At 38.5% G+C, this 19607-nt stretch carries 12 protein-coding genes and 1 pseudogene; 7 read left to right on the plus strand and 6 right to left on the minus strand.

Translation table 11 applies throughout. From position 1 onward, the window contains the following. Positions 1 to 58: 58 nt before the first annotated feature. The 4 genes from CZ225_RS17455 to CZ225_RS17470 are packed head-to-tail and all read right to left on the minus strand — an operon-like array spanning position 59 to position 4362. Positions 59 to 2827 (minus strand): outer membrane beta-barrel protein, encoded by a 2769-nt coding sequence (locus CZ225_RS17455; protein WP_077154798.1) that lies wholly within the window; start codon positions 2825 to 2827, stop codon positions 59 to 61. Between the two features lie 44 nt (positions 2828 to 2871). Beyond that, positions 2872 to 3435, minus strand: coding sequence for a hypothetical protein (locus CZ225_RS17460; protein ID WP_129585826.1), 564 nt, complete (start codon positions 3433 to 3435; stop codon positions 2872 to 2874). Between the two features lie 26 nt (positions 3436 to 3461). Continuing rightward, positions 3462 to 3821: a hypothetical protein gene (locus CZ225_RS17465; protein ID WP_077154800.1), complete on the minus strand. Its 360-nt coding sequence runs from the start codon at positions 3819 to 3821 to the stop codon at positions 3462 to 3464. Positions 3822 to 3825: 4 nt separating this feature from the next. Beyond that, positions 3826 to 4362: an RNA polymerase sigma factor gene (locus CZ225_RS17470; protein WP_077154801.1), complete on the minus strand. Its 537-nt coding sequence runs from the start codon at positions 4360 to 4362 to the stop codon at positions 3826 to 3828. A gap of 468 nt (positions 4363 to 4830) precedes the next feature. Between CZ225_RS17470 and CZ225_RS17475 the strand changes: the two genes are divergently transcribed. After that, positions 4831 to 9705: a RecQ family ATP-dependent DNA helicase gene (locus tag CZ225_RS17475; protein ID WP_077154802.1), complete on the plus strand. Its 4875-nt coding sequence runs from the start codon at positions 4831 to 4833 to the stop codon at positions 9703 to 9705. Between the two features lie 146 nt (positions 9706 to 9851). Further along, positions 9852 to 10124 (plus strand): annotated as a pseudogene (locus CZ225_RS17480) (ATP-binding protein); the annotation flags it as partial. A gap of 366 nt (positions 10125 to 10490) precedes the next feature. Here the strand turns inward: CZ225_RS17480 and dnaK are convergent. After that, entirely contained in the window at positions 10491 to 12401 is a 1911-nt protein-coding gene (gene dnaK, locus CZ225_RS17495; RefSeq protein WP_077154803.1) for a molecular chaperone DnaK, read from the minus strand. A 298-nt stretch (positions 12402 to 12699) separates the two neighbouring features. On the opposite strand from dnaK, the gene CZ225_RS17505 reads away from it, so the two are divergent. Further along, positions 12700 to 13956 carry a DUF3472 domain-containing protein gene (locus tag CZ225_RS17505; RefSeq protein ID WP_077154805.1) on the plus strand — a complete coding sequence of 419 codons (1257 nt, stop codon included), beginning with the start codon at positions 12700 to 12702 and terminating at the stop codon, positions 13954 to 13956. 95 nt (positions 13957 to 14051) lie between these two features. Here CZ225_RS17505 and CZ225_RS17510 read toward each other — a convergent pair whose 3' ends face one another. Then, entirely contained in the window at positions 14052 to 14840 is a 789-nt protein-coding gene (locus CZ225_RS17510) for an META domain-containing protein (RefSeq protein ID WP_077154806.1), read from the minus strand. 144 nt (positions 14841 to 14984) lie between these two features. On the opposite strand from CZ225_RS17510, the gene CZ225_RS17515 reads away from it, so the two are divergent. From CZ225_RS17515 to recA, 4 genes are all read left to right on the plus strand, one after another. Then, positions 14985 to 16271, plus strand: coding sequence for a hypothetical protein (locus CZ225_RS17515; protein WP_077154807.1), 1287 nt, complete (start codon positions 14985 to 14987; stop codon positions 16269 to 16271). 95 nt (positions 16272 to 16366) lie between these two features. After that, positions 16367 to 17560 carry a saccharopine dehydrogenase family protein gene (locus tag CZ225_RS17520; protein ID WP_077154808.1) on the plus strand — a complete coding sequence of 398 codons (1194 nt, stop codon included), beginning with the start codon at positions 16367 to 16369 and terminating at the stop codon, positions 17558 to 17560. Positions 17561 to 17634: 74 nt separating this feature from the next. Continuing rightward, positions 17635 to 18087: a thioredoxin-dependent thiol peroxidase gene (bcp, locus tag CZ225_RS17525; protein ID WP_077154809.1), complete on the plus strand. Its 453-nt coding sequence runs from the start codon at positions 17635 to 17637 to the stop codon at positions 18085 to 18087. Between the two features lie 28 nt (positions 18088 to 18115). Further along, on the plus strand, positions 18116 to 19150 hold the full coding sequence (gene recA / locus CZ225_RS17530) for a recombinase RecA (RefSeq protein WP_025073862.1): 1035 nt from the start codon (positions 18116 to 18118) through the stop codon (positions 19148 to 19150). Positions 19151 to 19607 lie beyond the last annotated feature (457 nt).

Consider the following 19607-nt stretch of genomic DNA (forward strand, 5'->3'; position numbering starts at 1 on the left):
TGCGAGTTTTCTATAACGATTACTCTTCATTGAATTAAAAAACGAAAAATATGTCTGATTACCTTCCCATCAGATTTAACCGGAATATGGCATGTACGATAAAGTAAGAACCTAAAGCATTATAATCTGCATCACGAATAGACGTAGCGGTAATCGTACGTATCTGGGAAGTATTTTGATGAAGAATATCATAGATTTTAAAACGAAGCAGGAGTTGTTTCTTTTTCAGGAGTGCTTTAGTCAATTGGCAATTCCATATATAGTTTTCCCGGGCAAGTCCTTCGTAACCATAACCTTCACGTATGAAATAACTCAGGTCACTATAAAGTTCCATATTCCAAGGTAGATAAAGCTGCATAGTAGCCCCCATCTGATAATCATAAGTTTCCGTCCGCATCTCTCGTACATTATTATATGAATTATTATAACGTATTCCGGCATTGGCAGAAACTTCTATTTGTTTGGTACGATAGGTTAGTTGCAAACGTTCTCGCAACATGAGATGTTGTACGGAGCTTTTTACAGGTGCTTCTTTATTAATCGTTGTATAGCTGTTCTGGTTTCTAAACTGGAAATTAGAATTGTTACGGAAGATCCAATTACGATTCTTAAAAGGATTATTAAGAGAAAAAGATCCTGAAGTGCGCCAGTTTCCATTCATATTGACGGGAGTCGTAGTCCGTACTCCTGTTTCATTGTCATAAGTCACCTGATTGGTTACACTATTCATTGTATTTTCTGCCAAAAGAACAGCAGCCATATTGCGACGGGTTTTCGTATTGTAGGAATTAAAACTCATCGTAAGCGTGTTTGTGTAAGAAGGCTTTAACGATGGATTTCCAACACGTATATATAAAGGGTTTGTCTGATCGACTACCGGTTGAAGATCACGAATACCGGGCTGACGACTTTTTCCTCTATATACAATCTGCAAGCGAGTGCGCTTAGAAAACTTATAACGGAAATTAACGGTAGGAGAGAAATTGATGACTGATCTTTCCAATTGATTCTCCGGAGCATCTTTCAATATAGAATGACTGGTTGACTTCTGCGGCTCTACATCTGCTCCAACATTATAATCGTATTTCTTACGATTGGTACGTACGGAGAGATTCAACAAATGATTACTATATTGATTCTCGAAACAGTTACTTGCATCCTCATCATAATCGGGAGTGAAGTCTTCTAATTCCTTATCCCAGTTGTAGACAAAACGGTCAGAATTATTCACCTTATATTGATAACTATAACGGAATTGAAGATAATGTAACCACGGCAACGGTTCCACATAAACCAGCTGTAATCGATAATTATATCCGTCTGCATCATCTTCTATCTTCTGGTTCTGAATCTTTTTGGTATCATTTTTAAAATATCGCGTAGTAGAAAGATTTCTTCTGTCTGTAGCGGAAGCATTCGTTCCATAATCTACCTTTAAAGCAACATTTCTTCCCTGCCGATTGAGTTTACGGCTTAGTTGTAACATCATTGCCACATTATAACGGGAACTGTTAGTGCTTCCGGATGATTCTTTTTTATTCAATAAGACATCATTTCCCCATCCTTCCTGAGTACCTACATTCTCTCTGTTGTTCTTGACTAAATTATATTGTGGACGAAAGATCAAAGTGGTAACTGTATCTATCTTCCATTCCAAATAAGCATTGGCAACCAAATTATGATTTTTCGTATAGGAGCTATTCGTACTATTTGTAATTGATTTATCCTGACGAAGGAAATTATCTATAGTCGTCCGGCTATTCTCAGAACGGTCCGTTCCCATATATTGGACATTTGATCGAAACTCGACATTCTTCCAGTTATAAGTAGCATTGACTCCTAATGAACGGGAAGTGGTCAAACCATTCTTACCACGAACATTGCCACTAGAACTGGATGATTCTTTCTGTAGTTCTGAAAAGCCTTGATTATTCGTATTATTTAGATTTTCGATAACGGTCAATTGAGAATTATCACGAAAACGATTTAGTGTGTTAGCCACCTCATAGCGATCCTTGCTTCCCATTCCTGCCATGAAGTTTTCTCTCCAACCTTGTTTCATATTCTTCTTCACCGAGAGATCGAGAATCATTTCTTCCTCACCATCATCTATTCCGGTCAAACGTGCCAAGTCAGACTTCTTCTCATAGGCTTTCAGCTTCTCTATCATTTCAACAGGCAGATTTTTGAGTGCAGCTTGCGGATCATCAAAAAAGAATTCTTTACCATCTACCAGAAACTTCTTCACCTCTTTTCCATTAATCAGCACCTTACCATCTTCGTCTATTTCCGCACCCGGTAGTTGTTTCACCAACTCTTCCAGCATCGAACCTTCAGGAGTGCGATATGCAGATGCGTTAAAAACAGTCGTATCCCCCTCGGTTATAGCCATAGGTGCTTGTCCGACAATCACCGCTTCTCCCAACATAAAGCCTTCGGGAAACAAATGGATATCTCCTAAATTGGCAACTGAAATTTTAGAAGAAATAGGGATAGTACGATAAATGGTTTTATATCCTACAAAAGAAACGTGTAGAAGCAGAGAATCCACCTTCTCTTTTGAATCATTTGTAGTTTTGTGTTGGGAAGGGGTCAGTTTAAATATTCCTTTATCATCAGTAGCACCACCTACTAACATCGTGCTATCCGGAAATGACAACAACCGGACCGTAGCAAACGATACCGGTTGTTGTGTTTCTGTATCAACCACCCGTCCGGCAAAACTCTCCCTACCGGACTGAGCATAGACATCCACGCTATTCAGTAATATCACATAAATAGTAATCAAACAAAACTGAAAAGAATAGATATGTCTGCCTATGCCCACCTTGTGTTGATCTAGTAGAAGTAATTTATAATAAACCTAATAACCTATTTCTGCGAATGATGTTGAACATGCTGCTTTTGTTGTCTCTGACGATCTCCCGGAGCAGGTTTCTGCCCTTTTCTACGATCAAATTCTTTTTTGAATTTATTTGCATTACTCTTTTCCTGCTGGTATATCTTCAATATCTGCTTCTGAGAAAGTATTTTGCTAAATTCATTGTAATATTTCTCACGGATATCTAACATCTTACGACTCTGTGCAAATTGGTCTTTCAACATTTTTGCAATATCTGCATCAGTCATTGCAGACCTTGGAGTTTTAGTTGCTTCAGTAGCTTGAGTTGCATCTTTCTTCACTCTAGGTTTAATGTTCATCATGCGACATTCACGCAATTCTTTCACATATCTCTGATAGATAGGAGTGAATTTTGCAGCTGTGGCATCATCCAGCATCAGGGATTTTATCATCTGGTTGGTCTGCATCTGCATCATTTGTTCCGGTGTAGGGCGTTGTTTTTTCTCTTGGTTGGCTTTATTCTGCGCAGAAAGAGAAAGTTGGCTTCCTATTAACAGCGTAGCTAATACTACATACATAAATTTTTTCATAATTCTAACTTTTTAATTGATTCACTTACTTAATTTAAAAATATATCATTCTCAGAGAAGCTGACGAGCTCTTCCAACTCCTCATCTGAAAGATTTTTAATCCAGTTATCTACCGGATCAACGGAGAGAGTTACATTATCAATAGCTAATACCTTTGTATCTGACAATGGAGAATCTGCAGGAAGGAATGAGGGGACAAACAACAATCCTGCCAACACGGCTACTGCAGCAAATGTTGTTGCTACAATCATGTGCAAGCGACATCTTTTCCGACGTTGTGTAATGCCGGTTTGTTCCATGACTTTACGCTGAACTTCCTCAAAGAAGTTATCGGAAGTACGATATGGAATCTGCTTACCAATATTGTCAAAATCAAAATCTTTATCCATGATATTATCTATTTATTATATATTCCTTTATTTTTTCTTTTGCATAGTGATAATTCACCTTGAGCGTTTCCACTTTACTACCCAGGATACGTGCAATTTCTTCGTATTCCAATTCATCATAATAACGTAAATTGAAAACAAGCCGTTGCTTTTCAGGTAAACTTAAGATGGCTTCCTGAAACTTCACTGCCAATTCGTTTTCATAATCTACATAATCAGAGGCTTTTAATTTACCAATCAACTCTTCTTGTATTTCTTCTGCTGAAATCACTCCTTCCTTGCGAACATTAAGAAAACGAAGACATTCATTGGTAGCAATCTTGTAAATCCATGTACTCAATGAACTTTCATTACGAAAGTGATCCAAATGACGAAATACTCTTATAAAGACTTCTTGTAGTATATCCTCAGCATCTTCATGAGATACTACTATCCGTCGGATATAATAATATATCGACTCCTGAAAGTTATCCATTAGCAACTTGAATCCTTTATCGCGATTGGAGGCACAAGCTTCCCGGATCTTATTTTCGTTTATCATCTGTTCATTTGGGCTTTGTTAGATTAGAACGAAGAAAGATGCCGAAGTTAAATTTGAAAGAAAGGCTTTTGTATTTATTAACTTTCAAAGCCTTATTATAAATGGGGTTGAATACTAGGTCATCTTCATTTTGCTATTGTTTGTTATCGTTATTTTTTTTAAGGGGTACTTCACTTCCTCAAAATCAACATTATCTCTGTATGAGCAATTTGCGTACACGTGTTGCAATTATATCGCAAATCCTAAAATAAGCATCCATAAGCAACTACAGCTCTTGATTGCAAAAGCAAGAGTTTTATTGGTTGTAAACACATAAAAATCAAAAGAAAGCAGTGATTTTAACAGATTATTCGATTTTATCCTTACCTTTGTAAACGACATTGGGGTGTTATAACCAAACAACAATAAGAAAACAATGCAAATACATAACTAATACAAATCATAGAACTATTTATTATATTGAATAATATGTCAATATGGAGCAAGCTCATAGGAATCAAGAAAACCGAGGATAGAAATAATATCATCGGTAATAAAACTACCTCTGTATCATGTAGTGCCTCTAATTATGCCATAGTAGATGTTGAAGTAGGCTTGAAAGATCATAAAATCCATGACATAGGAGCACTCAAACATAATGACACAATATTCCATAAAACTTTAAAAAAAGAACTATTTATTTTCTTAAACGACATAGACTACATCTGCGGTCACAATATCATTCATCATGATGCCCAATATCTGTTTACGGACACAACATGCCGCTGGATTTTAGTTGATACACTTTATGTCTCGCCTTTATTGTTCCCGGAACGCCCTTACCACAAGCTTGTGAAAGACGACAAACTGATCAGTGAACAGATGAACAATCCGGTTAACGATTGCAAGAAAGCAAAAGACTTATTGCTGGATGAAATAGCATGTTGGAATTCATTGCCGAAAGAGAAACGAATATTATTCGCATCGTTGCTAAAGGACGAGAAGGAATTTGAGGGATTCCTCCACATGGTAAGTGCGGAATATATCCATGAAGGAATACCTGAACTTATCAAAGAACTTTATACAGGAAAGATTTGCCAACATGCTGACCTAGACATACTCATCAAACAATATCCATGTGGATTGGCATACGCATTGGCTCTGATTGATACCACCGATTACCGTTCCATCACTCCCGGATGGGTACTTAACAATTATCCGGAAGTGGAATTTATTATAAGACTCCTGCGCCATACTAATTGCCACGAAGGTTGCGACTATTGCCATACGCAATTGGACGTGCTCCATAACCTAAAAACATTTTTCGGATATGAACGCTTCCGAACATACGAAGGCGAGCCATTGCAAGAACGAGCCGCCCAAGCTGCGGTGAAAGGCAAATCGCTGCTGGCGATATTTCCTACCGGTGGTGGCAAATCACTTACTTTCCAATTGCCTGCACTCATGGCAGGACGTTCTGTGCACGGGCTTACGGTTGTCATCTCTCCCTTGCAATCTCTGATGAAAGATCAGGTAGATAACCTTGCCGACAGAGGCATCACGGATGCCGTAACCATAAATGGGATGTTAGACCCCATCACAAGAGCACTGTCCATACAAAGAGTGCAAGATGGAGAAGCTTCACTGTTGTATATATCCCCCGAAATGCTTCGTTCCAAAACGATTGAGAGAATATTGATAGCTCGGCATGTTGTAAGGTTTGTAATAGATGAAGCGCATTGCTTTTCTTCATGGGGACATGACTTTAGGGTCGATTATTTCTACATTGGCAAATTTATCCGGCAATACCAGCAAAAGAAAAAATGCAAGAATCCGATACCGGTATCCTGCTTTACGGCTACTGCAAAGCAGAAAGTGATACAAGACATCTGCGACTATTTCAGGCAGACCTTGAACTTGAACTTAGAGTTGTTCGCATCAACGGCCTCAAGAACAAATCTGCACTATTCCGTCATACATGTAGAGAGTGACAATGACAAGTATTTAAAGCTGAGAGAACTTGTAGCAGAATCCGATTGCCCGACAATTGTTTACGTATCACGTACCAAACGAACCAAAGAATTGGCTGTCAAATTGACTCGCGACGGTTATAAGACACTCCCTTTCAATGGTAAGATGGAAGCGGATGAAAAAATTGCTAACCAAGATGCCTTCATGAACGATCAGGTACACATCATTGTGGCCACATCCGCATTTGGCATGGGAGTCGACAAGAAGGATGTCGGTCTTGTAGTACATTATGACATCTCCGATTCTTTAGAAAACTACGTTCAAGAAGCAGGCAGAGCAGGTCGTGATCCCGGTCTCAGCGCACGTTGTTATGTGCTTTATAGCGACAATGACTTGGACAAACATTTTATATTGCTAAACCAAACGAAACTAAGCATCAGTGAAATACAACAGGTATGGAAAGCCGTCAAAGACCTTACCAAACAGCGTATGAAAGTCAACTGTTCTGCATTGGAAATTGCCAGGCAAGCAGGATGGGACGATTCGGTATATGACATTGAAACCCGTGTACGAACAGCATTAGCTGCTTTGGAACAAAGCGGATATTTGGTGAGAGGGGACAATGTGCCTCATGTGTATGCCACAGGAATCACGGTAAAGAACATGGACGAAGCAAGAAAACGCATATCAGCATCTGTGCTCTTTGGCAACGATGAAATAGAAAAGGCAGTCCGCATCATCAAGTCATTGATATCCCAAAAGCACATCGCCAAGGCTCAAAATTCGGAAGCAGAATCACGGATCGACTATTTGGCTGACATCTTAGGGATAAGCAAAAGAGAAGTTATATCCGTAGTGGAACGTATGCGACAAGAAGGCATATTGGCAGACAGCAAAGATATATCTGCCTATCTGAAGGATGTAGGTGATTCGGAACGAAAGTCGCAAATACTCCTCGAACGCTTTGCAAAACTTGAACAATACATCCTCAATCATATTCCCGATGGAGCTTTACGAATATCATGCAAGCAACTGAATGAAAATGCCGTGAACGATGGAATCAATACATCCAAAGAAAAAGATATCCGGACACTACTCTATTTCCTCACTATCAAGGGATATACGCGCAAGAAAGAGGATGCGACTCGTTATATGGAAATAAGTCGCCTGACAGACCTGGAATCAACTCTCATGCGTTTTGAGAAACGATTGGAAATAAGTCGCTTTACTGTGGAATGGCTGTATCAATTAGCTTCTGATGCAGAAAAGGAAAACACACCCGGCAAAGCTATCCAATTCTCCGTGGTAGAACTTCTGAACCGAATAAAATCAAGTTCCCAATCCCTTTTCGGAGGACTTGACGACATTCAATTGGAAGATGTGGAAGAGGCACTTCTATACTTGTCGAAAATCGGTGCGCTTAAACTTGAAGGGGGATTCTTGGTACTTTATAATGCTATGAATATTCAAAGAATAAAGGACAATAAGTCGAGATACAAGCAAGATGACTACCGGATGCTGAACGAATTTTATAAACTGAAAATCCAACAAGTGCATATTGTAGGAGAATATGCCAATCTGATGGTGAGAGATTATCATGCAGCCCTGCAATATGTTCAAGACTATTTCCAAATGGACTACAGGAAGTTTGTCACAAAATATTTTAAAGGAGACAGAGTAAGCGAGATACAACGCAATTTGACACCACAGAAATACAATCAATTGTTTGGACAATTATCCAAACGGCAAATGGAAATTATTTCTGATAAGGATTCACGTTGCATTGTGGTTGGAGCCGGTCCAGGTAGTGGAAAAACACGAGTATTGGTTCACAAACTGGCCTCACTTCTGCTACTTGAAGATGTGAAACATGAACAGCTCCTGATGCTGACATTTTCAAGGGCTGCCGCTACGGAATTTAAACAAAGACTCATGGAGTTGATAGGCAACGCAGCACATTTTGTCGAAATAAAAACATTTCACTCCTATTGCTTCGATCTCCTGGGACGGATAGGGAATCTTGAAGATTCAAAAAATGTTGTTGCAAAGGCAGCCGAGATGATATGCCAAGGAGAAGTGGAACCCAATAAGATTGGCAAGACGGTGTTGGTCATAGATGAAGCTCAGGATATGGGAGCTAAAGAGCATGCACTCGTAAAGGCTTTAATGACTAATAATGAAGAAATGCGTGTGATAGCAGTGGGAGACGATGACCAAAACATTTATGAATTTCGCGGTTCCGATTCAAGTTATATGTACCAGCTGGCACAAGAAAGCGGAAGCACGTTTGTCGAAATGACCGAGAATTACCGCAGTACGCATCAGCCGGTGGATTTTGCCAACGGATTCTTGAAAACTATCAATAAAAGGATAAAAAGTACACCTATCATCTCTATGAGAAAAGAGAAAGGTTGGGTGGAAGTAATACGTCATCAATCGGAATATATGTATCAGCCGCTCGTCGAAAACTTGCTTCAACATAGGGATAAAGGAACTTCTTGTGTACTGACCCAAACAAATGAAGAGGCCGTTATCCTGATGGCTCTTTTGCGGAAACATGGCATAAACAGTAAACTGATACAATCAATGGACGGCCTACGTTTTTGGAATATGGCCGAAATGAGATATTTCCTGAGGTATATAAACAAGCGGATAAAAACACCGTTAATCACGGAAGAGCTGTGGGAAGAAGCCAAGCATAACACCTTCTCTACTTATGACAGGAGTCTAAGCTTGATGTATGTGAAACGTTGTGTGGAACAGTTTGAACAAACCAACAAGACTAAATATTTCAGTGACTTCAAAGAATTTGTATTTGAGTCGTCGGTGGAAGACTTCTGCGACGTATCAGGAGCCGACGTTGTGGTATCAACTATTCACAAGGCCAAAGGCAGAGAGTTTGACGATGTGTATATGCTCATATCCGACAATTATGTAAAGGATGCCCATCTGATGCGTCGATATTACGTAGGAATAACCCGTGCGAAAAACAGGCTGTTCATACATACAAACGGTGATTGTTTCAATCATTTGAGTGCAGACCGATATCTTATGGATCAGCGACAATATGACATGCCTGAAGAAATTGTACTGCAACTCTCTCACAAAGATGTTTATTTGGGATTCTTCAAAGAAAAGAAACAAGAGGTCTTAGCATTGAGAGGAGGAGATTCTTTAATTTACAATGATTTCTTTTTGTATAGTTCATTGACTGATAAACCCATAGCTAAGTTGTCATCAAAAATGCAGGATACATTATCCGAATGGGAACAAAGAGGTTACAAGGTGAAATCCGCATCTGTACGGTTCGTGGTGGCATGGAAACCTAAAGACGCACAAAAGAATGAACCGGAAACAGCTGTTCTTTTGGCTGACTTGATGCTTTCTTTGTAAGCTAAAACGTTTGAAAATATCAATTTTGTGATAAGAATTAAATATCATATAAATAATAAGGGAATGATGCTGATTCATAACAATACATTGATAGCGGAATACTCGGCTTATGATTTCAAGGGAATGTTGGAATGTAGGAAAGTAAAGTCATTGCGGATGTGTTCATACAGTTGGACTACATGGAGAAACGTGGTTCCGGCTTACGCAAAATGCGAGAACTTACGGAAAAACTATCCAAATTTCTGCAAGGCAAAGAACCACAATATCAAACGGAAGCGACTTCTTTCTTCACTACCTTTTATAATCTGAACTGGGGAGAGAACGGAAGAATACCTGTTGAGGAAGTGGTCAACAGGGTAAATAATCCCCTCGAAAAGTACCCTGTAAACGAAGAAAGCTCGGAGAAAAAATTCAGTGTAATTGACTTCTAACCTCGCGTTTCTATCTTTGCATCCTTTTTGCGTTTCCAAACAATTTTACCACATTTAGAAGAACAGTAATGACTGTCAAGTGTTTTTGCGACAAACACCTTGCCGCAAACCTTGCACTTCCGTTTGATTTCAAAGCCGATTGTTGGCATATTATCTACTTTTAAGTATGTGTTAGTATGGATAAATAAAATTTAGTACCACATTATCTACTTTTTTGTCTTGTCGCAAATATGTCGCAAACAAGAGATAGAAAACACATAGAAACCATGAACCCCATAAACGCAAAAAGCGTGCAACTCATTCATTGAGCTGCACGCTTTTGCTTATTGTTTATTATCTGTATCCTTATCGGAATCATTTGACTTCCTCGAAGTCAGCATCTTGGACATTATCACCATGTTTATTATCCTGCTGTCCAGCACCTGCACCAGCATTAGGATCAGTTTGTGCTCCTTGAGCACCACCTTGCTGTGCATACATTTCAGCACTTGCTGCTTGGAATGCTGTATTGATTTCAGCCATAGCAGAATCGATAGCAGCTAAATCCTGAGCTTTATGAGCATCTTTCAATTTCTGCAAAGCCGCTTCAATCGGAGCTTTTTTATCAGCTGGCAATTTATCACCCAAATCTTTCAACTGATTTTCAGTAGAGAAGATAAGGCTATCAGCCTGATTCAACTTATCAATCTTTTCACGTTCTTTCTTGTCTGCTTCCGCATTAGCAGCAGCTTCAGCTTTCATCTTTTCAATTTCATCTTTACTCAAACCGCTAGAAGCTTCGATACGGATAGCCTGTTCCTTACCTGTTGCTTTATCCTTAGCAGAAACTTTTAAGATACCGTTAGCATCAATATCGAAAGTAACCTCGATCTGAGGAACACCACGACGAGCCGGAGCAATACCTGTCAAGTTAAACTGACCAATTGATTTATTCTGTGCAGCCATCGGACGTTCACCCTGCAATACATGAATAGTAACTTCTGTCTGGTTGTCAGCAGCAGTTGAGAACGTTTCACTCTTCTTGCAAGGAATAGTTGTATTAGCTTCAATCAATTTAGTCATTACTCCCCCCATTGTTTCGATACCCATAGACAATGGAGTAACATCCAACAATACAACACCTTTTATTTCATCTGTCAATACTGCACCTTGTACTGCAGCACCTACAGCTACTACTTCATCAGGATTCACCCCTTTAGAAGGAACTTTACCGAAGAGATCTTGTACCAACTTTTGAACAGCTGGAATACGTGAAGAACCACCCACAAGGATTACTTCATCAATATCAGAATTACTCAAACCTGCATCGCTCATAGCCTTTTTACATGGTTCCAAACAAGCCTGAATCAAATCGTGAGCCAAGGATTCGAATTTTGCACGAGTCAAAGTCTTAACCAAGTGCTTGGGCACACCATTTACCGGCATGATATACGGTAAGTTAATTTCTGTACTTGTTGAAGAAGAAAGTTCGATCTTAGCTTTTTCGGCAGCCTCTTTCAAACGTTGCAGTGCCATTGGATCTTGAGTCAAGTCAGCACCTTCATCGTTCTTAAATTCCTGTACCAGCCAGTTGATAATTACCTGATCGAAGTCATCGCCTCCCAAGTGAGTATCACCGTTAGTAGAAAGAACTTCAAACACACCACCACCGAATTCAAGGATAGAAATATCAAATGTACCACCACCTAAGTCGAATACGGCGATCTTCATATCTTTATGAGCCTTATCCAATCCGTAAGCCAAAGCTGCAGCAGTCGGCTCGTTTACAATACGTTTTACTTCTAGGCCTGCGATTTGTCCGGCTTCTTTAGTAGCTTGACGTTGAGAATCAGAGAAATATGCAGGAACTGTGATGACAGCTTCTGTTACTTCATGTCCCAGATAATCTTCAGCTGTTTTCTTCATTTTCTGGAGAATCATCGCAGAAATTTCTTGCGGAGTATACAGACGTCCGTCAATATCAACACGTGGAGTATTATTCTCACCTTTTACTACTTTATAAGGAACACGTGAAACTTCTTTCTGTACCTGATCCCAATTTTCACCCATGAAACGTTTGATAGAGGAAACTGTACGTTGCGGATTAGTAATAGCCTGACGTTTAGCAGGGTCACCAACTTTACGTTCACCACCATCTATGAAAGCGACTATAGAAGGAGTAGTACGTTTACCTTCACTGTTCGCAATTACTACAGGTTCGTTACCTTCAAATACGGCAACACAAGAGTTTGTAGTTCCTAAGTCAATACCAATAATTTTTCCCATGATTGTTATTTTTATTTATTATTATTCAATTTCTTTTTGTCCGGTTGGTTACTTCCTTTCATCAAGAGCCACGTCTCAAACGGACATTGATAAAAAGACAAACCTTGTGCCAAAAAGGAATTAGACGAATACATGACATAATATCTGCCAAAAAGACAGTTGCACGATACTCCATCATTACCTGCTACATAAATAAGCAAGCCGGCAACTGATTCTTTAAACAAATGTAAGCGTCTCTGGTTCAATGAAGAAAAGAATTTCCTATTTTTGCAGCATTATATTCTAAAAATAAAATAAAATGAAAACACTACTATGCCTATTTGCCACATTTGTATGTATTACATTATCTGCCCAGTCTCAACAACTCAATATCGGGGTTGCCGGTAATGGTTACGTAACCACTCAAAGGGATGGTGCCCAAATCACACAATCCGGACTCTCGAATTGGACAAACCCAGCAAGTATTGTGAGCATATACTTTTATCTGCAACAGCCAACAACAGCCGATTTGTCACTTTATGCAAAAGGACATTCAGTAATTAAGGTCAGTTACGGAAAAAGAGCTTTCAAAATAAACCTCCAATCAAACGAATATACAAAAATTCCTGTAGGAAGTATTGATATTCCACACGCTGGTTATGTGCAAATCAATCTGCAAGGTATATCAAAAGAAGGAGAAGGCTTTGGCGAGATACAACAATTGATAGTAGACAATGTCTCGGGTAAAAGCAACTATGTAAAAGACTTTTCTGAGTATTGGGGACGTCGTGGTCCTTCGGTACATTTGGGATATACATTGCCAGAAGGGGATACAGAATGGTTTTACAACGAAGTTACTGTTCCGAAAAAAGGTGAAATTATGTACAGCTATTATATGGCAACCGGATTTAGCGAAGGATATTTCGGTATGCAATACAACTCTCCAACTGAACGACGGATTCTTTTTTCCGTATGGAGTCCTTTCGATACACAAGATCCTAAAAAGATTCCAGAAAACCAAAAAATTAAAATGTTACGCCGAGGTAAAGATGTGCATATCGGAGAGTTTGGCAATGAAGGGTCTGGAGGACAAAGTTACCTAAATTATCCATGGAAAGCCGGTAATACTTATAAATTCTTAATGCATGTAAAACCAGATGGGAATGGTAACACAATCTATACCGCCTATTTTTATGGTGCAGAAGAAAAATGCTGGAGACTAATAGCCAGTTTCCAACGTCCAATGACTGACACGTGGTACAAATATCCCCATAGTTTTCTGGAAAATTTCAGTCCGGAACAAGGATATTTATCACGTGAAGTATTCTTTGGTAATCAGTGGGCACGAAGTAAAGAGGGAAAATGGACTCAATTGACCGAAGCCACCTTTACTCATGATGCAACAGCTAGTGCCAAAGTCAGATTAGACTATCAAGGAGGTAATACAAAAGACAATCGATTCTATCTAAAAATGGGAGGTTTCTTCAATGAATCTGTTTCAATGGGAACAAAATTCTACTGTAAACCAACCGGAAAAGCACCTGAAATAGATTGGGAATCATTAGAAAAGCTATAACACTATCAGATTAAGACCTATAATATAAGGAAATATAAAATAGGCTCATATTACTTATAGCAGCATGAGCCTATTTTTATTTATATATATAAGGTTTACTTTTCTAAAACGAGAACCAACGCGCCATTAGCATCATACAGCCCAATTCCGCCTCCGGATAATACATCAAAGGATTTCACTTCATTCAGTGCTTTCAGAATTTTACCTTCTAGTTCCATATCAGGGCATGCCATCATTGTAGTAGCTACTCCTGGAAAAGAAATAGATTTAGCATTATCAGCATTTGTTTCAAAACCGCCATTCATCAAGTTACATCCGGCGTTTCCATGGATTGTTTTTTTCTTCACATCAAAAGCTAGAAAAGGTTGTTTTTCCATACCAGAAGGAACAGCTTCTCCGTTAACCTCTTTAATCTTCCATTCTCCACTCAAGACAGAAAGTTTCACGTCCGACACTTTTTTCTCAAGTATCATTACTGGACGATGGGATGCATTACACAAATACATTTTGTTTTTGCCCGCTCTCTTATAGGCTGTCACCTGCCCTAAAGCGTTCAATACATTATTTTCGGTTGTCATATCCGGACACATCATTCGAGTACTTGCCATTTCTTTAAGATCAATACTACCAGATTTAGCATTCACATCAAAGCTACCCATCATACGGTTACAACCACTATTACCAGATACTCGACCTGTAGTAGTATCAAACACTATAAACGGAAGATTTTTACTTTCATCCGGAACAACTTTTGAACCGTTAATCTCTATGATATTCCATTCACCATTAATAGATGATAAAGGAAGTGCCTTTTCTACAGAACGGCATGAAGACATTGCAAGTGCTACACCTGCAACGCAAATTGAAACAAATACTTTCTTCATTTTATTATAACGTTTAAGTTAAAATCGAGGCAAAGATATCAAAAAGATTGGGAAATTTAGCCCAATATAATATAAAATGTATACATTTGCCTCTAGGTATAAAACAAACAGACATTTTACATAGTTCATTTTAAATAAATTACCATGAGAATAATCATCCTGACTCTGCTTTTATTTTTTTGCTGCACATCGAATATTGCAGCTCAAGATGATTACCTCGTCTCCACTTCTGCCAATCAAGATATTTCAATCAGTGAAGAAGAACAGTTCATAAAACAAAACTTTCCCATGCAATTCTTATGCAAATGGACTCCCGGAATAAAATTCATGTTCAATCCTTCCGGACATGATCAATTTCTCCCTATCCTTTCATTTTGCGAAAATGAGAAAGAAGTAGAGAGCACAACGCTTAAACATAAAATACTCACGTTTGTAGGTACTGAAGAAATATCTAAGGAATTATCAATCGGAACAAACTATTCTACGCGTTTTCTTTTTGAATGTGAAGGGAAAAAGTATTATTACGAATTTAAGAATATAAGATTAGATGAAATTTGCGAGAAAAATCCACGTGCTTGCATCAATGGATTGGTATATTTACAAGATGTGGATACAGCAAAAGAATTGCTAATAGGAAGAAAAGTATACATACAGTCTGAGAGTGCTCGTATAGATGATACAAACAATTACTCAGGTTATCAAGATATCGCTATTCCTACCAATTTGGAAGCAACAATTACTGCTATTGGAGTCGGCAATCAGACATGCCCTGTCAAAATCATTTTTAAAGACAATCAAGATCACTCTTTCTATCTGGAGCTTGCTCTCTCACGAACAAACTCTGGGATGGACTTAAACAATTTCCAAGCCGAAAAGAAAATGAAATACTTTTCTAACGCTATCAGTTTTACTAATAAAAGATTAGACAATATAGAAGCATTGAAAAATAAATATATAGGATTAACCATTTATCCTAAAAAGATGCTGGAAGCCCAGCGAATCACCTTTCATGAAGACAGTCCCACAAAGTCCCGTGTACATCTACCCCGATACACGATCTTAAATATAAAGGATATTATTATCTCTTCTGTTCCAAATACACAAGCTGTCTTATCTGTGACTGATAAAAATGGAGCAGTCTATGAAATAGAAGTAGATCTCAAATATGACATAATCATCAAAAACGATAATTATATTGAAGACCTTTTCGGATTTGGAAATATCCATCAAAAATATTCGGGTATAACCGAAGAACACTGGGAAATCATTTCAAAAGGAGACCTGAAAGAAGGAATGAGTACAGAAGAATGCCGTTTATCCATAGGCAATCCAATAGAAATACGATTGAAAAAAGATACTCGTTTCGAGACCTGGTTTTATAATGGTAGGACCCTGGAGTTTGAAAACGGCACCTTACAACGTTTCAAATAAAAAGAAGTGCCTACGAATGATTATCTGAAAATAATCCCGTATATTTGCTCCATCAACAAATCTTAATTCTTAAATTTTAATTCTTAATTAAAGAAATGGGTAGAGTTCTTATTATTGGTGCAGGTGGTGTTGGCACTGTCGTAGCACACAAAGTGGCACAAAATGCCGATGTATTTACAGACATCATGATTGCCAGTCGCACAAAGGAAAAATGTGACAAAATCGTTGATGCAATAGGCAACCCCAATATAAAAACAGCGAAAGTCGATGCAGATAATGTAGATGAATTAGTCGCTCTTTTCAACAATTTCAAACCGGAAATAGTTATCAACGTTGCTCTTCCTTATCAAGATTTGACCATCATGGAAGCATGTTTGAAAGCAGGAGTAAACTATCTCGATACGGCTAATTATGAACCAAAAGATGAAGCTCATTTTGAATATAGCTGGCAATGGGCTTACCAAAACCGTTTCAAAGAAGCCGGACTGACTGCTATCCTCGGTTGCGGATTCGATCCGGGAGTAAGTGGTATTTATACGGCCTATGCTGCCAAACATTATTTTGATGAAATTCAATATCTGGATATTGTGGATTGCAATGCAGGAAATCATCATAAAGCTTTTGCTACTAATTTCAATCCAGAAATCAACATTCGCGAAATTACTCAGAACGGACGTTATTATGAAAATGGGAAATGGATAACGACGGGTCCGTTGGAAATTCATAAAGACTTGACATATCCTAACATCGGACCACGTGACTCTTATCTTCTTTACCACGAAGAATTAGAATCACTGGTTAAGAACTTCCCGACTATTAAGCGTGCCCGTTTCTGGATGACTTTCGGACAGGAATACCTGACCCACTTACGTGTTATCCAGAATATCGGTATGGCTCGTATCGACGAGGTAGAATATAACGGTACTAAAATTGTGCCTCTTCAATTCTTAAAAGCCGTATTACCAAATCCGCAAGACTTAGGAGAGAATTACGAAGGCGAAACTTCCATTGGTTGCCGTATCCGCGGTATTAAAGATGGAAAAGAACGCACCTACTATGTTTATAACAATTGTAGCCACCAAGAAGCATACAAAGAAACAGGTATGCAGGGAGTAAGTTATACCACTGGTGTTCCGGCAATGATCGGAGCAATGATGTTCTTAAAAGGAGAATGGAAGTGCCCTGGAGTAAACAATGTAGAAGAATTCAATCCGGATCCTTTCATGGAGCAGCTTAATAAACAGGGATTGCCATGGCATGAGGTATTCGACAAAGATCTGGAACTATAATAATAAAAAACTAAAAATGAAGAATAATTAATTGCGTTACACGATTTTATTTTTCATTTCTAATTATTTAAAATATGAATATAGGAGATAAAGCACCTGAAATCCTTGGTACCGATGAAAAAGGTGAAGAGATTCGTTTAAGTGCTTATAAAGGTAAAAAAATTGTATTGTATTTCTATCCGAAAGACAATACATCAGGTTGTACGGCTCAAGCTTGCAGTCTTCGCGACAATTATGCAGAATTGCGTAAGGCAGGTTATGAAGTGATCGGTGTGAGCGTAGACAATGCAAAATCGCACCAGAAATTTATTGAGAAAAATAATCTTCCTTTCACTCTGATAGCTGACATTGATAAGAAGTTGGTAGAAGAATTCGGTGTATGGGGAGAGAAGAAACTATACGGGCGTAGCTATATGGGAACCTTCCGTACTACTTTTCTCATTAATGAAGAAGGAATTATAGAACGGATTATCACTCCTAAAGAAGTGAAAACTAAAGAACATGCCGCACAGATATTAAATCAATAAAATCCATCTAACTATATAATAATAAGGTATGGCAAAAAAAGACGAACTTAATTTTGAAACAGATAATAAAATGGCATCAAGCGAAAAACTAAAAGCCTTACAAGCCGCCATGGAAAAGATAGAGAAAAACTTCGGTAAAGGCTCTATCATGAAAATGGGTGATGAAAGCGTTGAACAAGTCGAAGTAATCCCTACCGGTTCCATCGCCCTAAACGTGGCACTTGGCGTAGGAGGATACCCTAGAGGTAGAATCATCGAAATCTATGGACCGGAGTCATCCGGTAAAACGACATTGGCCATTCACGCCATTGCCGAAGCACAAAAAGCCGGTGGTATAGCTGCCTTTATTGATGCAGAACATGCCTTCGACCGTTTCTATGCTGCCAAACTAGGTGTAGATATCGATAACTTATGGATCTCACAACCGGACAACGGAGAACAGGCATTAGAAATTGCCGAACAGCTAATCCGTTCATCTGCTATTGATATCATCGTAATAGACTCCGTAGCCGCCTTGACTCCGAAATCGGAAATCGAAGGAGATATGGGAGATAATAAAGTAGGTTTGCAGGCACGTTTAATGTCACAGGCATTACGTAAATTGACTGCTGCTGTCAGCAAGACGCGTACCACTTGTATTTTCATCAACCAGCTTCGTGAGAAAATCGGCGTAATGTTCGGTAATCCGGAAACTACAACAGGAGGTAATGCATTGAAATTTTATGCTTCCGTACGTCTTGATATTCGTGGTAGCCAACCGATCAAAGATGGCGAAGAAATCCTTGGAAAACTAACTAAAGTAAAAGTTGTGAAAAACAAGGTGGCTCCTCCATTCCGTAAAGCAGAATTCGACATCATGTTCGGTGAAGGTATCTCCCACTCAGGAGAAATAGTAGATCTAGGAGCTGAATTGGGAATCATCAAGAAAAGCGGTTCATGGTATAGCTATAACGATACCAAGTTAGGACAAGGACGTGATGCAGCCAAACAATGTATCGCAGATAATCCGGAACTAGCAGAAGAACTGGAAAAGTTGATTTTCGAAGCACTGAAACATAAATAATCGATTACCGATTTTGAGTAAGAAAACTTCATTCACAGGCTGTCTCTCGCTTTTATTTTAAGAGGCAGCCTTTCTTTATGCTCTTTGAGTATCTTTTTCCCTCCCCCAAAAATATTTCTCTTTTAGCCTTTTCCATGTTTCTACTCATTATCCCAACTATATTCCAGGCTAAAAACATCTTCATTTTTTAATAATGACATTCAAGGAAATAAACATAAAAGAACAACAGAGCCAATATGGTCAAACAGATAAAGCAATTAGTATAGTCATAATCTACAACTAAAACAGAATTTTCCCAAAAAGGATGTATCAAATAACTACTAAATAATTTATTGATAGATATTACCCATACTTTTTGAAAGATTATACCCTATCAAGATCTATTAAAAGCTCTATACTTGCAGCGGAAAAACTATTAACAATGGTATTTTTGAACTTATAGAAAAAATATCACTGA

The organism is Bacteroides bouchesdurhonensis (assembly GCF_900155865.1).
GTDB lineage: Bacteria > Bacteroidota > Bacteroidia > Bacteroidales > Bacteroidaceae > Bacteroides > Bacteroides bouchesdurhonensis.